The following is a 13,523-nucleotide window of genomic DNA, read 5'->3' on the forward strand; positions in this document are numbered from 1 at the left end:
CATCTGATCGGATAGACATGAGCCAGGTCTTTTCATCTGGAACGCTTCCCGATCGGGTGGTCCCACCCGATCGGGAAACGCTCCAGGGCGACGGATCCGGTTGATGAATCTGCTGAAACCTCATCATTTTTCAACCCGGGAACTGCCTGAGCACGCGCAGTTCGGGGCGTGGCGCGACTTCATGTCGTCGTCCATCGAGCTCAGCCGGGCGCCCGGGGTGGCCCCTGCCTTCCCCGCCGATCTCTTCGCGTGGGACCTCTGCGGCCTGCTCTTTGCGCGCATGGTCATGCCGCGGCCCGGCGCTCCGCGCTTCTGGCGGCACCTCGACAAGCCCATCATGGATCATTGGTGTCTCGAGCTCACCGTGGACAGCGGCGAGGAGGGGCCGACGGACTGCTATGGCCGCCAGCATCCGGAGCGCAGGGATATCGCCTTCCGGTGCCTCGGGCGCCCGGGCCAAGGAACTACTGCTGGCTCGTATGTGCTGAGCTTGTTCATCCCGCGCGATCAGTTCGCCGACGTGGCGCCGGTGCTCGATGCGGTGCCCGAGCATATCCCCGACCGGGGGCTCGGCGCGCTGCTCGCCGAATACATGATGAGCCTGGATCGCAACCTGTCGGCGACCGAGGAGCAGGACTTGCCGAAGCTGGTGGAGGCGACCCGCGCCGTCGTCGCCGCCTGCCTCGTGGCCAATCGCGGCCTCACCGTTGCGGTCGCCGGAAAAAGCGCGACGTCGGGCACCCTGCTCGAACGGGCGAGAAAGATCATCCGGCACAATCTGCGCTCGCAGGAGCTCGGGCCGGACGAGCTATGCCGGCTCATGGGCGTATCACGCTCGCGGCTGTACCGGCTGTTCGAGCCGCTCGGCGGCGTATCGAACTATATCCGGCGCCAGCGGCTGCTCCAGGCGCACGCCGCCCTGTCGGATTTCCGCAACACGCGCCACATCCGTCTGATCGCGGAAAGTTGCGGCTTCGAGGACGCCTCGAGCTTCAGCCGGGCCTACTATACCGAGTTCGGCTACAGCCCGAGCGATACGCGGCGGGCGGCCATGGGTGGGCACTCCCTTCCGTTCCGCGTCGCTCGCGACGGCGAGCCGGCGGAGGCAAGCTTCAATGACCTCATGCTGAGCCTGCGTTCATAGGACGGCGTCCCCCCGCCGCCCATGAAAGCAAGCGCCGCGGCTGCCCCGCCGCGGCGCTTGCACGCATTCACCAGAGCACGATCGAATAAGTGGATGCTGGCATTTTGGCGAGATGATAGTCGGAGTAAATATTTGGATCTGAACATGATTAAGAGAAAAATAATCTAAATATTGAGCGTTTCGCAATAGGGTGAGCCTCATTCAGCTATTGGATGAGCCGACCCAATAGCGAAGCGCGTCGGTCACTCTGCACGGAGGGTTTGACGGGTTGGAGGCACGAGAGTCGATGGGGTTCGACGGGCCGTTCGATGCTGCGGGCCGGCACGCGGTCGAACGGTACGAGCAGATGCGGGGATGGCGTGGCTGATCGGCGCGAAGAGCGCCGGATCGTGCGCATCGAGATCAAGCTCACGCCGTCGATGGTCGAGGCTCTGGACAGGTTCATTGCCAGCCAATCATGGCCGCTGTCCCGGGACGACGCGGCCTGGATCGCTCTGCACGAGTGGCTGACGAGCCGTGGGTTGATGGCGCAGAGCAGCGAGGGTCGATGACGCCTGCGGCGAGGTCGGACTAAGTGTCGTTCGGCAGGGTGGCGGCCGCTGAGCAGACTGTAGACCCTGAAGGCGAGATACTGGCCCCGTTGCGCAATTTCAGGAACGCGCCGCTATCGCGCTCGAGGCCCTGCGTCGCCGCAAAGGCCTCGCTTTGTCAGTTCTGACCGCCGGTGAACACCAGGATGGGCGCCGCGACGGCGGTGCCGAGCGCGGCGCCAATGGTTTGCGCGGCATCGGCGGCGCGGCTGTCGGAGCCGTCGCCGAGCCGCCCTTTCAGTATCTGCTCACCGAGCAGTTGCACCACGGCCGGGCTGGTGGCGAACTTGCTGTGGCTGAGCGGGTCGCCATCCGACAGGCCCGTGAGGTCCACGACGACGACACCGCTCGCCGCCTCCAGCCGGTCCCGATAGGCGGCGTTCGTCAGGTCGACCGCGCCCACGCGCGTCACCCGGCCGGCGATCAGGCGCGACAGGCCGAGCGCGCGGTCGTTGCGCGAGACGAAGATGGTGATGCGCGGGCGCTTGGGGCCCATCTCCGCCACCTGCCGCTCGAAGACGTCGACGTCGAGATCGGGCGAGGCGAGGATCACGTCGGAGATCTTGGCTGGAATCCGCCCGCGCTGCAGCGCCTCCTGGCGGAGCGCCTCGACGGTCAGCCATGCGCCCATGGAGTGGGCCATGATCACGATGTCGTCCACGTCGGGGCTGGCGGCCACCATATTCAGCAGCTTGACGAGATCCGAGCGGGAGAAATTCGTGCTTTCCCGATCGTAGATGTAGTCGAGCACCCGGCCCCGGGAGGGCCAGGAGAACAGGATCGGCGCCAGGCCGGCATTGCTGTCGTGCACCAGCTGAGCGAAGCGGAACACCGCGGCATCGAAGCGCGTGTTGAAGCCGTGGATGAAGATCAGCGCGCGACGCCGGCCGTGGGCGGCGGTCTTGAACCAGGAGCGCACGTCGGCGCCCGGGACATTGGTGAGGCTCGTCACGGCAAACTCCCGCCGCGGGTCGGCGGGGCCGGGGCCAGGCCACTGAATCGAGCCGACCTGCCGGTCGGGCGGAACCGAGACGACGATGTTGGCGAGCGCCAATCCGTCCCCGCGCTCGCCGCCGAAGACGACGCCCGGCTGGTCGGACGGCGCCCGCGTGGTCGCGGCCAGCATGTCGACCTTTTCGCCGACACCCGGTGCCGCCGCCACCGGAAGGAGCGCGCCTTCGGTGCGCGCGCATCCGCACACCCCGCCGAGCAGGCTCGCTGCCAACGCCCATCGCAAGACTCGGAGCAACAAGGTGGCTGCGCTCCCCTCGAGGCCTATCCGGGTTACGTCGGGGGCCACTTATGCCTCTTGCGGCCCGATTGCGCCACCGCCTCGCGTGCGCGCCCGGACAATTGGGACATCGTGCTCAGCCTTAGGATGCCGTGATGGATGAGCACACCCGATGGCCAAATGCTCCGGCGCCTCGATACCGGACCACCGCTCGTCAGCTGCCGCTTTCACGCCGCTCCCACAGCACGGAGCCCATGAACTCGAAGACGCGCTCGCCGTGCTGGTTCTCGCCGACGTTCTGGCTGAAGACGAGGCCCCACTGGGGGCGCGACGCGGACGGCCGCTTGTCGGCGAGGACGGAGTAATAGCTGATCGTGTCACCCGCATAGACCGGCTTCAGCCAGCGCAGGTTGCGGAAGCCCGGCGACGGTCCGAGCTTCGCCATGCGCTCGCCGTCGGCCGCGGCGGCCTCCATCTGGCGCCGGCGATGGGCGATCATCAGCTTCATCCAGACCGACGCGGTGTGCCAGCCGGAGGCGCATAGCGCGGCGAAATGGCTCTCTTTCGCCGCCGCCTCGTCCATGTGGAAGGGCTGCGGGTCCCAGTCGCGGGCGAAGCGCTTGATGGCCTCGGCGGTGAAGGCGAAGGAGCCGATGCTCATCACGCGGCCGACCACGAGGTCGTCGAAGAGCGGCGCACGCTGGCCCGGACCGTCGCCGGGGGCATGGCTGGCCACGCTCTTGCCGGCCCCTTTCGCCGGCTTCGGCTCGCGCGGCCCGGCGGCTCCGGCGCCCGGTGTGGCTTCGCGGCGGCCCATCATGCCCCAGCTCGTCTGGGTCATGCAGATCTCGCCGTGCTGGTTCACCAGCTCGGAGCGGGAGAGGACGAGCCCCATGTTCGGCCGTGACTTGGATTCGCGCCGTTCGAGCACGCTCTGGTGCAGGGTGAGCGTGTCGCCCGGCTTCACCGGCTTCTGCCAGCGTGTCTCGTCGATGCCGGGCGAGCCCATGGAGGCGGACTCGTGGATGTAGCCATCGTAGAGCATGCGCATCGCCGCAGAACAGAGATGCCAGCCCGACGCGATCAGCGTGCCGTAGAAGGAGCGGCCGGCGCCCTCCGCGTCCACATGCATGGGCTGCGGGTCGAATTCGCGGGCGAAGGCGACGATCTCGTCCTGGCTGAGGGTCCGCGAGCCGTAGGTCGTCGTCGTGCCGGGGATGAAGTCTTCGAAATAGAGGCGAGGCATGGGTCTCGGCTGCCTGTGAGCGTCAACCCCGCGTATCATGGGGGCCGCCTCTTGTCGCGCCGCGTCACGCATGGCGGGGCCGCCCTCGTGCGGCTGTCGGCCGGCCGCGCGTCTCCCGCCGGCCCGTCGTCGGCGCCATCGCGATAACGGCGCGGAAGCGGGGACGGGCGCCTCTGCCGCGGCTCGTGCGGCACCGGGCGCGGAGCCCTCACACCGCGTCTGCCTGGCCGCCGTGCTTGAGATAGGCGCGGGGTGATGCCCCGAGCACCCGCTTGAACATCGCCGTGAAGGCGGCGGGGTTGTCGTAGCCGAGCTCCACCGCCACGTCGGTGACGGCACGGCCCGCAACCAGGCGGGGCAGCGCCACGACCAGGCAGGCCTGCTGGCGCCAGCTCATGAAGCTGAGCCCGGTCTCCCGCCGGAACAGCCGCGTGAAGTTGCGCCGGCTCATGCCGAGGGGCTCGCACCAGTCCTCGATGCTTTCATGCGCTGCCGGGCGCATCAGGAAGGCGCGGCAGCGCTCGGCCAGGGCCGCGTGCGTCGGGAAGGCGAGCGACAACGGCAAGGTCGGCAGCTGTCGCATCTCGTGCTGAAGCAGCGCCATCAGCGCGCCCGCGTGCCCGTCCGGATCGTACTCCGCCGGCAGATCCAGCGCCTTGGCGATCAGGCTGCGCACGAACGGCGAGATGCCGACGACCTGGCAATGGCCCGGCATGCCGCCGAGGGCATGCGGCTCCAGGAAGATGCTCTGGAGGCTGACGGTGCCGACCATGCGCACGTCGTGAACGACACCGGGCGGTATCCACATCCCCCGCTGCGGCGGCATCACCCACGTCCCCAGCGGATTGGTCAGCACAAGCAGGCCGGAGGCCCCGAAGATCAGCTGACCTCGCTGGTGCTGGTGGGGTGCGATGGTATGGCCGTCCGGGTAGTCGTTGCCCAGGGCGACGACCGGCCGGCGCACGGTGTCGACGACATCGACGGTGACGTTCCGGACCATGGCCCACTCTCGTAGGAAATCGGCCTGGCCAAGGTGGCGGGCCGGGGCCCGATCCTCCTAACCTTGCAGGCAGAGGTCAGCAACCCACTCCCGTCCGGACTGGCGATGGCGGGGAGGGCCTGGGAGGACGTATCTGCGTGAGCGAGGCCCTCATCGGCCGGCGCAAGGCCGGCGCGACCGCGTTTCCCATCCTGGGAGCGATCAGCTTCTGTCATCTGCTGAACGATATGATGCAGGCGCTGCTGCCGGCGGTCTATCCGATCCTGCGCGGCGGGTTCGATCTCAGCTTTGCCCAGGTGGGACTGCTGACGCTGGTCTACCAGCTCACGGGCTCGATCCTGCAGCCGGCGATCGGCTTCTACACCGACAAGCGGCCGCAGCCCTATTCGCTGCCGTTCGCCATGGTCGCGTCGTTGCTCGGGCTCGTCACCCTGGCCTTCGCGCCGAGCTACGCCGCGCTGCTGGCGGGGGCGTCGCTGCTCGGGCTCGGCTCGTCCATCTTCCATCCGGAGTCGTCGCGCATCGCCCGGCTGGCCTCGGGGGGCGCCCACGGCCTGGCGCAGTCGCTGTTCCAGGTGGGCGGCAATTTCGGCACGGCGCTCGGTCCGCTGCTGGCCGCCTACGTCGTCCTGCCGCGCGGGCAGCACGGCCTCGCCTGGTTCGCCATCGCCGCCGTCGGCGGCGCGGTGATCATGACCGGCCTCAGCCACTGGTACATAAGCAACGGCCACGCGCGCCCGCCGGCCCGTCAGGCCATGACGCGGCATCCGACGCTGTCGAGCCGGCAGGTCCGGCAGGCGATGGCGATACTGGTGGTGCTGATCTTCTCCAAATACATCTACCTGGCGAGCATCACCAATTACTACACCTTCTACATGATGCATCGCTTCGGCCTGTCGACGCAGTCGGCCCAGCTCTGCCAGTTCGCCTTCTTCGCCGCCGTGGCGGCGGGGACGGTGATCGGCGGCCCCGTCGGCGACAGGATCGGCCGCAAGACCGTCATCTGGGCCTCCATTCTGGGCGTGCTGCCGTTCACCCTGGCGCTGCCCCACGTCGGGCTGGCGGCGACCATCGGCCTCAGCGTGGTGATCGGCATCGTGCTCGCCTCGGCGTTTCCGGCGATCGTCGTCTATGCGCAGGAGCTGGTCCCGGGCCGCACCGGGATGATCTCGGGCCTGTTCTTCGGTCTGATCTTCGGCGTCGGCGGCATCGGCGCAGCCGTGCTGGGCGGGCTTGCCGACCGCATGGGCATCGATTTCGTCTACCACGTCTGCTCGTTCCTACCCCTCATCGGTCTGGCGACCGCGCTGCTGCCGAACCTGCGGAACGAGGCACAGGGCGCCGCCTGACGGATCCCAGGGGGCCTGTCGTTTCGGCTATCAGGTCCATGAGCAGTTGCTCGTGGGTTGGGCATATGATCTAACTGGCGCGATCGGCTCTGCAGCCGCCCATCGCCGTTGGGGGCTGTCGTGCGGCTCCGGTGGACGCTCAGGTGATATGGCCTTCGATCTCGTCATCTTCGATTGCGACGGCGTGCTGGTCGACAGTGAGCTGATCAGCTGCCGCTGCCTGATCGAGACGCTCCGGGGCTACGGCATCGAGGCGACGCCGGACGAGGTGCTCGGCCGCTTTCTCGGGCGCAGCACCGGCGCCATCGTCGCACACTACCGCGCCGCGGGGCGCGTGCTGCCGGACGACTTTCCGGCCGAGCTGCGCGCCCGCGTCAGGCAGGCCTTCGCCGTCGAGCTGCAGCCGGTCGACGATATCGAAGCCGTGCTGCGCCAGCTCGCGGCGACCTATTGCGTGGCGTCGTCGAGCGACCTCGACCGCGTCGAGCTCTCGCTCTCCCTGACAGGATTGTCCGAGCTGTTCGCCGGCCGCATCTTCACCGCCCAGATGGTGGCGAACGGCAAGCCCGCTCCCGACCTCTTTCTCTACGCCGCCGACAGGATGCAGGTGTCGCCGGCTTGCGCGCTGGTGATCGAGGACAGCGTCAGCGGGGTGCAGGCAGCCAAGGCCGCTGGTATGACCGTCTGGGGCTTCACGGGCGGCAGCCATTACGCGGCCCGGGACGGGAACAGGCTGTTGATGGACGCAGGCGCGGATCGGGTTTTCGAACGGATGGCCGACTTCACCCATCCCCGGGCGATCGGCTGAATGGCCGACGGCGATCCTTCGCGCCTCGACGCCGCGGCGCGCGCCGGCTGGCTCTACTTCATCGCCGGCAACACCCAGGACGAGATCGCGCGCAAGCTGAGCGTGTCGCGGGCGACGGCCCAGCGCCTCGTGTCGTTGTGCCTGTCGGAGCGGCTGATCACTTTTCGCCTCGAGCATCCGATCGCGGCCTGCATGGAGCTGGCGGCCCGCCTCAGCGATCGCTTCGGCCTGCGCCACTGCGAGGTCGCGCCGACCGATCCCGCCGCGCCGGCCGCGCTGGCCGGCATCGCCGAGCGTGCGGCCGGGCTGCTCGAATCCGTGCTCGGCGCGGCCAAGCCGGCCATCGTCGCCGTCGGCACCGGCCGGGCCATGCGCGCCGCCGTGGAGCAGGTGCGGTCGATGGACTGCCCGAACCATCAGCTGGTGTCGCTGGTCGGCAACATCTCGCCGGATGGCTCGGCCAGCTTCTTCGACTCGGTGGCGCGCCTCGCCGATCTCACCAAGGCGCGCCATTATCCCATGCCGCTGCCGGTCTTCGTCGCGTCGGCGGCCGAGCGCAAGCAGCTGCTTGCCATCCATGCCGTCGCCCGCATCCGGGGGATCGCCGAGAAGGCGGACCTGCGGCTGATGGGCATCGGGCAGCTCGACCAGGGCGCGCAGCTCCATATCGACGGCTTCATCAGCCGTGAGGAGCTGCTCGAGCTGATGCGGCTCGGCGCCGTCGGCGAGCTCACCGGCTGGGCCTTCGATGGGGACGGCCGGATCATCGCGGGCGGCACCAACGAGCGCGTCACCAGCGTGCCGCACCGCGTGCCGGCCGACAGCCTGGCGGTCGGCGTCGCCATCGGCGCGGCCAAGGTGCCGGCGATCCGCGCCGCCCTAAAGGGGGGCGCCCTGAACGGCCTGATCACCGACGAAGCGACCGCCAAGGCCCTGCTCGACCGCTGACCGGGGAAGCGCCCGCAGTCGCGGCCATGCCGGGCTCGACCCGGCCATCCATCCACGCGGGAATGCACCGTTGGGACAGCCCTGTCGGGCTGACGTCCACGCCACGATGGATGGCCGGTCGAGCCCGGCCATGACGCGGCGCGTGGGTGGGCCTGCCCGTGACGAAGGCGCGGCGGGCCGACCAAAGGGGCATTGACAACTCCACGGCGGAGTGTGAGCATATGCTCAATTGTCGAGCATATGCTCGAAAAATATGGGAGGGAGCCTATGAAGAGGGTGATCGGAGCCCTGCTGGCGGCTTCGTGCGTGGTCGTCGCCTGTCCGGCGAGTGCCCAGACCACGCTGACCATCGCCACCGTGAACAACGGCGACATGATCCGCATGCAGGGGCTGACCGGCGATTTCACCGCCAAGAACCCGGACATCGCGGTGAAGTGGGTGACGCTCGAAGAGAACGTGCTGCGCCAGCGCGTGACCACCGACATCGCCACCAAGGGCGGGCAGTTCGACGTCCTCACCATCGGCACCTACGAGGTGCCGATCTGGGCCAAGCAGAAGTGGCTGCTGCCGCTCGACAAGCTGGGCGCCGACTACGACGCCAAGGATCTGCTGCCGAAGATCGCCGATGCCGTCTCGGTGGACGGCAAGCTCTACGCCGCGCCCTTCTACGGCGAGAGCTCGATGACGATGTACCGGACCGACCTGTTCCAGAAGGCCGGGCTCACCATGCCCGAGGCGCCCACCTGGGACTTCGTCATCGACGCGGCCAAGAAGCTCACCGACAAGTCGGCCGGCGTCTACGGCATCTGCCTGCGCGGCAAGGCCGGCTGGGGCGAGAACATGGCCTTCCTCACCGCCATGGCCAATTCCTACGGCGCGCGCTGGTTCGACGAGAAGTGGCAGCCGCAGTTCAACGGCCCCGAGTGGAAGGCGACGCTGACCAGCTACGTCAACCTGATGAAGGAGGCCGGCCCACCGGGCGCCAGCTCCAACGGCTTCAACGAGAACCTGGCGCTGTTCAATTCCGGCAAGTGCGCCATGTGGATCGACGCCACCGTCGCCGCCTCGTTCGTCACCAATCCCAAGGAATCCCAGGTCGCCGACAAGGTCGGCTTCGCGCTGGCTCCGAACACCGGCCTCGGCAAGAGCGCCAACTGGCTGTGGGCCTGGAACCTCGCCATTCCCGCCGGCTCCAAGAAGGTCGACGCGGCCCAGAGATTCATCGCCTGGGCGACCAGCAAGGGCTACACCGACCTCGTCGCCGCCAAGGAGGGCTGGGCCAACGTGCCGCCCGGCACGCGCACCTCGCTCTACCAGAACCCGGAGTACCTGAAGGCGGCGCCCTTCGCCAAGCTGACGCTCGCCTCGATCGACACGGCCGATCCCAACCACCCGACGGTGAAGCCGGTGCCGTATGTGGGCGTGCAGTATGCGGCGATCCCCGAGTTCCAGGGCATCGGCACCGCCGTCGGCCAGCAGTTCGCCGCGGCGCTGTCCGGCGCCACCACGGTCGATGCGGCGCTGGCGGCGGCGCAGACGGCGACCGAGCGCGAGATGAAGCGCGCCGGCTACATCAAGTAGCCCGCCCCTCGGCGGCCGCCGCGCTCCTCTCGGCGGCGGCCGCGAAACCTTGGCCATCGCGCACGCTGCGGCCCGCGGGTGGCGCCGTCGTCCAGCACGCACAGGGGCAGCCATGGCAACCCAGCAGACTCAAGCGCTCGGCCGCCTGCTCGTTGCGCCGGCCGTGGGCCTGCTCTTCATCTGGATGATCGTCCCGCTCGCGATGACGATCTACTTCTCGCTGTTGAGCTATAACCTGCTCAACCCGGGCACGGAGCGTTTCGTCGGGCTGGATAACTTTCACTACTTCCTCACCGATCCCGCCTTCCTCGCCTCGTTCCGCAACACCATCGTCCTTGTGGGTTCCGTGCTCGCCATCACGGTCGTGCTCGGCGTGCTCATCGCCCTGCTGCTCGACCAGGCCATTGTCGGGCGCAGCATCGTGCGCCTGATGGTGATCGCGCCGTTCTTCGTCATGCCGACCGTCAGTGCGCTGGTGTGGAAGAACCTGCTGATGCATCCGGTGTCCGGCCTCTTCGCCTGGATCGCGACCTCGGTGGGCCTCACGCCGATCGACTGGTTCGCCGAGATGCCGCTGTTTGCGATCATCCTGATCGTGGCCTGGCAATGGCTGCCCTTCGCCGCGCTGATCCTGCTGACGGCGCTGCAATCGCTCGACGAGGAGCAGAAGGAGGCGGCGCGCATGGACGGGGCCGGGGCCTTCTCCAGCTTCGCCTACATCACCCTGCCGCACCTCGCACGGCCGATCACGGTGGTGATCCTGATCGAGACGATCTTCCTGCTCACCGTGTTCGCCGAAATCTTCGTCACCACCGGCGGCGGACCGGGCCTGCAAACCACCAACATCGCCTTCCTGATCTACTCGCAGGCGCTGATCCAGTACGACGTCGGCGCCGCCTCCGCCGGCGGCCTCGTTGCGGTGGTGATCGCCAACATCGCCGCGTTCTTCCTGATGCGCATCGTCGGTCGCAACCTGGAGGCCTGAGCGATGGCAAGGCGGGTCTCCACCACACGCACCATCGTCACTACGATCGCCGCCTGGGCTGTCGGCCTCGTGATCTTCTTTCCGCTGCTGTGGATGGGGCTCGCCAGCTTCAAGACGGAGCTCGAGGCGTTCTCGACGCCGCCCTCCTTCCTGTTCTTCCATTGGACGACGGAAAACTACGCGACCGTGCAGGAGCGCAGCGATTACCTGCTGCACGCCATGAATTCGCTGGTCATCGCCGGCGGCTCGACCCTGATCGCCCTGCTCATCGCCGTCCCGGCCGCCTGGTCGATGGCGTTCGCGCCCACCAAGCGCACGCGCGATACGCTGCTGTGGATGCTGTCCACCAAGATGATGCCGCCGGTGGGCGTGCTGGTGCCGATCTACCTGATCTTCCGGGATACCGGCCTGCTCGACAGCCGCAGCGGCCTCATCCTCGTGCTCTGCCTCGGCAACCTGCCGATCGTCGTATGGATGCTGTTCAGCTACTTCAAGGAGATCCCCAAGGACATCCTGGAGGCCGCCCGCATGGACGGCGCCACCATCGGCAAGGAGCTCGTCTACGTGCTGGCGCCGATGGCGCTGCCCGGCATCGCCTCCACCCTGCTGCTCAATTTCATCCTGGCCTGGAACGAGGCGTTCTGGACGCTCAACCTGTCGACCTCGCAGGCGGCCCCCCTCACCGTATTCATCGCCTCCTATTCCAGCCCCGAGGGGCTGTTCTGGGCCAAGCTGTCAGCCGCCTCCACGCTCGCCATCGCCCCCATCCTGGTCCTCGGCTGGTTCAGCCAGCGGCAGCTCGTCCGCGGCCTGACCTTCGGCGCCGTCAAGTAGAACTCAAAGGCAGGTCGACCATGGGCAGCATCACCCTCGAAGGCGTCAAGAAGTCCTTCGGCACGCACGAGATCATCAAGGGCGCCGATCTGGAGGTCGAGGACGGCTCCTTCGTCGTCTTCGTCGGGCCGTCGGGCTGCGGGAAGACGACGCTGCTGCGCCTCATCGCCGGGCTCGAGGATGTCTCCGGCGGGCGTGTGCTGATCGACGGCGCCGACGTCACCGACGCCCCGCCCGCCAAGCGTGGCCTCTCCATGGTGTTCCAGTCCTATGCGCTCTATCCGCACATGAGCGTGCGCGGCAATATCGCCTTCGGCCTCAAGATGGCGGGCCGGCCACGGGCCGAGATCGAGCGCAAGGTGGCCGAGGCGGCCGAGATCCTGAACCTGACGCCCTATCTCGACCGCAAGCCGCGCGAGCTCTCCGGCGGCCAGCGCCAGCGCGTGGCGATCGGCCGGGCCATCGTGCGCGAGCCCAAGGCCTTCCTGTTCGACGAGCCGCTGTCCAACCTCGACGCCGCGCTGCGGGTGCAGATGCGCCTCGAGGTCACCCGGCTGCAGCGCCAGCTCGCCACCACGGCGATCTACGTCACCCACGACCAGGTGGAGGCCATGACCATGGCCGACCGCATCGTGGTGCTGAATGGTGGGCGCATCGAGCAGTACGGCTCGCCGCTCGAGCTCTACGAGCGTCCGGCGAACCTGTTCGTCGCGGGTTTCATCGGCTCGCCGCGCATGAACCTGATCAACGGGGCGACGGCGGAGCACTATGGCGCGGCCACCATCGGCGTGCGGCCGGAGCACTTCAGGGCGAGCCGTGACGGCGAGGGCTGGGCCGGCCGGGTGACCGTCGCCGAGCACCTCGGCAGCGACACCTTCCTCTATGTCGACGTGCCCGAGATCGGCGCGGTCACGGCGCGCTGTCCCGGCGACGTGGGTGTCGGGGAGGGCGACGCGGTGCGGCTCAGCCCCGCCCCCGACCGGATCTACCGCTTCGATCGTGCAGGACAGGCATTGCGGCCATGAAGCTCGAGGACAAGACCGCCATCGTGACGGGGGGCGCCAACGGCATCGGTGCCGCCATCGTCGAGCGCTACGTGGCCGAAGGCGCCCGGGTGGCGATCGCCGACATCGCGCTGGCCGAGGCCGAAGCGCTGGCCGCGCGGCTCGGCAGCCGGGCTTTCGCCGTGCCGCTCGACGTGACGCGCCAAGCCTCGATCGCGGCGGCGGTGGAGACCACGTGTGCGCGCTGCGGCGACATCGACATCCTCGTCAACAACGCGGCGGTGTTCGACCTGGCGCCGGTCGTCGAGGTGACGGAGGCGAGCTTCGACACCCTGTTCGCCGTCAACGTGAAGGGCCTGTTCTTCATGCTCCAGGCCGTGGCCCGCCGCATGATCGCGCAGGGCCACGGCGGCAAGATCATCAACATGGCCTCGCAGGCGGGGCGGCGAGGCGAAGCTCTCGTCTCGGTCTATTGCGCCACCAAGGCGTCGGTCATCAGCCTCACCCAATCGGCCGGGCTCGACCTGATCAAGCACGGCATCAACGTGAACGGCATTTCGCCCGGCGTCGTCGACACGCCGATGTGGACGCAGGTCGACGCCCTGTTCGCCCGCCACGAGCACCGCCCGCTCGGCGAGAAGAAGCGGCTCGTCGGTGAGGCCGTGCCCTACGGCCGCATGGGCGAGCCCGCCGACCATGCGGGCGCGGCCGTGTTCCTTGCCTCCGCCGATGCCGATTTCATCGTCGCCCAGACGCTCAACGTCGACGGCGGCAACTGGATGAGCTGAGCCGCTTCAAAGCCG

13 protein-coding genes are annotated in these 13,523 nt (G+C 68.2%); 10 read left to right on the forward strand and 3 right to left on the reverse strand.

All coding sequences use genetic code 11. The annotated features are described in order from the left end of the window. Window positions 1–103: 103 nt before the first annotated feature. Window positions 104–1,144: a helix-turn-helix domain-containing protein gene (locus ACZ5PO_RS12080; RefSeq protein WP_464193656.1), complete on the forward strand. Its 1,041-nt coding sequence runs from the start codon at window positions 104–106 to the stop codon at window positions 1,142–1,144. Window positions 1,145–1,503: 359 nt separating this feature from the next. Then, window positions 1,504–1,695, forward strand: a complete 192-nt coding sequence (locus ACZ5PO_RS12085) for a hypothetical protein (protein ID WP_464193658.1) — start codon at window positions 1,504–1,506, stop codon at window positions 1,693–1,695. A gap of 157 nt (window positions 1,696–1,852) precedes the next feature. Here the strand turns inward: ACZ5PO_RS12085 and ACZ5PO_RS12090 are convergent, their stop codons facing one another. From ACZ5PO_RS12090 to ACZ5PO_RS12100, 3 genes are all read right to left on the reverse strand, one after another. Then, window positions 1,853–2,959 carry an alpha/beta hydrolase gene (locus ACZ5PO_RS12090; protein ID WP_464193660.1) on the reverse strand — a complete coding sequence of 369 codons (1,107 nt, stop codon included), beginning with the start codon at window positions 2,957–2,959 and terminating at the stop codon, window positions 1,853–1,855. A gap of 220 nt (window positions 2,960–3,179) precedes the next feature. Further along, a complete protein-coding gene (locus ACZ5PO_RS12095; protein WP_464193662.1) occupies window positions 3,180–4,211 on the reverse strand; it encodes a MaoC family dehydratase in 1,032 nt (343 codons plus the stop codon). Between the two features lie 208 nt (window positions 4,212–4,419). Continuing rightward, on the reverse strand, window positions 4,420–5,211 hold the full coding sequence (locus tag ACZ5PO_RS12100) for an AraC family transcriptional regulator (protein WP_464193664.1): 792 nt from the start codon (window positions 5,209–5,211) through the stop codon (window positions 4,420–4,422). Window positions 5,212–5,348: 137 nt separating this feature from the next. On the opposite strand from ACZ5PO_RS12100, the gene ACZ5PO_RS12105 reads away from it, so the two are divergent. The 8 genes from ACZ5PO_RS12105 to ACZ5PO_RS12140 all read left to right on the forward strand — a co-directional run bounded on the left by ACZ5PO_RS12105 (window position 5,349) and on the right by ACZ5PO_RS12140 (window position 13,508). After that, on the forward strand, window positions 5,349–6,560 hold the full coding sequence (locus ACZ5PO_RS12105) for an MFS transporter (protein ID WP_464193666.1): 1,212 nt from the start codon (window positions 5,349–5,351) through the stop codon (window positions 6,558–6,560). Between the two features lie 148 nt (window positions 6,561–6,708). Continuing rightward, window positions 6,709–7,368: an HAD family hydrolase gene (locus ACZ5PO_RS12110; RefSeq protein WP_464193668.1), complete on the forward strand. Its 660-nt coding sequence runs from the start codon at window positions 6,709–6,711 to the stop codon at window positions 7,366–7,368. After that, the gene (locus tag ACZ5PO_RS12115; RefSeq protein WP_464193670.1) at window positions 7,369–8,316 is read left to right on the forward strand and encodes a sugar-binding transcriptional regulator; all 948 of its coding nucleotides are present in this window, start codon (window positions 7,369–7,371) and stop codon (window positions 8,314–8,316) included. A 267-nt stretch (window positions 8,317–8,583) separates the two neighbouring features. Then, complete coding sequence (locus ACZ5PO_RS12120; protein WP_464193672.1) at window positions 8,584–9,897, forward strand: ABC transporter substrate-binding protein; 1,314 nt, start codon at window positions 8,584–8,586, stop codon at window positions 9,895–9,897. Between the two features lie 112 nt (window positions 9,898–10,009). Continuing rightward, window positions 10,010–10,882, forward strand: a complete 873-nt coding sequence (locus ACZ5PO_RS12125; protein ID WP_464193674.1) for a carbohydrate ABC transporter permease — start codon at window positions 10,010–10,012, stop codon at window positions 10,880–10,882. A gap of 3 nt (window positions 10,883–10,885) precedes the next feature. Continuing rightward, the gene (locus ACZ5PO_RS12130; RefSeq protein WP_464193676.1) at window positions 10,886–11,716 is read left to right on the forward strand and encodes a carbohydrate ABC transporter permease; all 831 of its coding nucleotides are present in this window, start codon (window positions 10,886–10,888) and stop codon (window positions 11,714–11,716) included. A 20-nt stretch (window positions 11,717–11,736) separates the two neighbouring features. Further along, the gene (locus ACZ5PO_RS12135; RefSeq protein WP_464193678.1) at window positions 11,737–12,741 is read left to right on the forward strand and encodes an ABC transporter ATP-binding protein; all 1,005 of its coding nucleotides are present in this window, start codon (window positions 11,737–11,739) and stop codon (window positions 12,739–12,741) included. Further along, entirely contained in the window at window positions 12,738–13,508 is a 771-nt protein-coding gene (locus tag ACZ5PO_RS12140) for an L-iditol 2-dehydrogenase (RefSeq protein WP_464193680.1), read from the forward strand. Before ACZ5PO_RS12135 ends, ACZ5PO_RS12140 begins: the two co-directional genes overlap by 4 nt. Window positions 13,509–13,523: the final 15 nt, after the last annotated feature.

This window comes from Chelatococcus sp. KU-N122, from assembly GCF_055391085.1.

Bases quoted from the DNA above. Each gene is read 5' to 3' on its own strand.
- ACZ5PO_RS12080 (WP_464193656.1), top strand. From the start codon at position 104: ATGAATCTGCTGAAACCTCATCATTTTTCAACCCGGGAACTGCCTGAG.
- ACZ5PO_RS12095 (WP_464193662.1), bottom strand. From the start codon at position 4,211: ATGCCTCGCCTCTATTTCGAAGACTTCATCCCCGGCACGACGACGACC.
- ACZ5PO_RS12100 (WP_464193664.1), bottom strand. From the start codon at position 5,211: ATGGTCCGGAACGTCACCGTCGATGTCGTCGACACCGTGCGCCGGCCG.
- ACZ5PO_RS12110 (WP_464193668.1), top strand. From the start codon at position 6,709: ATGGCCTTCGATCTCGTCATCTTCGATTGCGACGGCGTGCTGGTCGAC.
- ACZ5PO_RS12115 (WP_464193670.1), top strand. From the start codon at position 7,369: ATGGCCGACGGCGATCCTTCGCGCCTCGACGCCGCGGCGCGCGCCGGC.
- ACZ5PO_RS12120 (WP_464193672.1), top strand. From the start codon at position 8,584: ATGAAGAGGGTGATCGGAGCCCTGCTGGCGGCTTCGTGCGTGGTCGTC.
- ACZ5PO_RS12125 (WP_464193674.1), top strand. From the start codon at position 10,010: ATGGCAACCCAGCAGACTCAAGCGCTCGGCCGCCTGCTCGTTGCGCCG.
- ACZ5PO_RS12130 (WP_464193676.1), top strand. From the start codon at position 10,886: ATGGCAAGGCGGGTCTCCACCACACGCACCATCGTCACTACGATCGCC.
- ACZ5PO_RS12135 (WP_464193678.1), top strand. From the start codon at position 11,737: ATGGGCAGCATCACCCTCGAAGGCGTCAAGAAGTCCTTCGGCACGCAC.
- ACZ5PO_RS12140 (WP_464193680.1), top strand. From the start codon at position 12,738: ATGAAGCTCGAGGACAAGACCGCCATCGTGACGGGGGGCGCCAACGGC.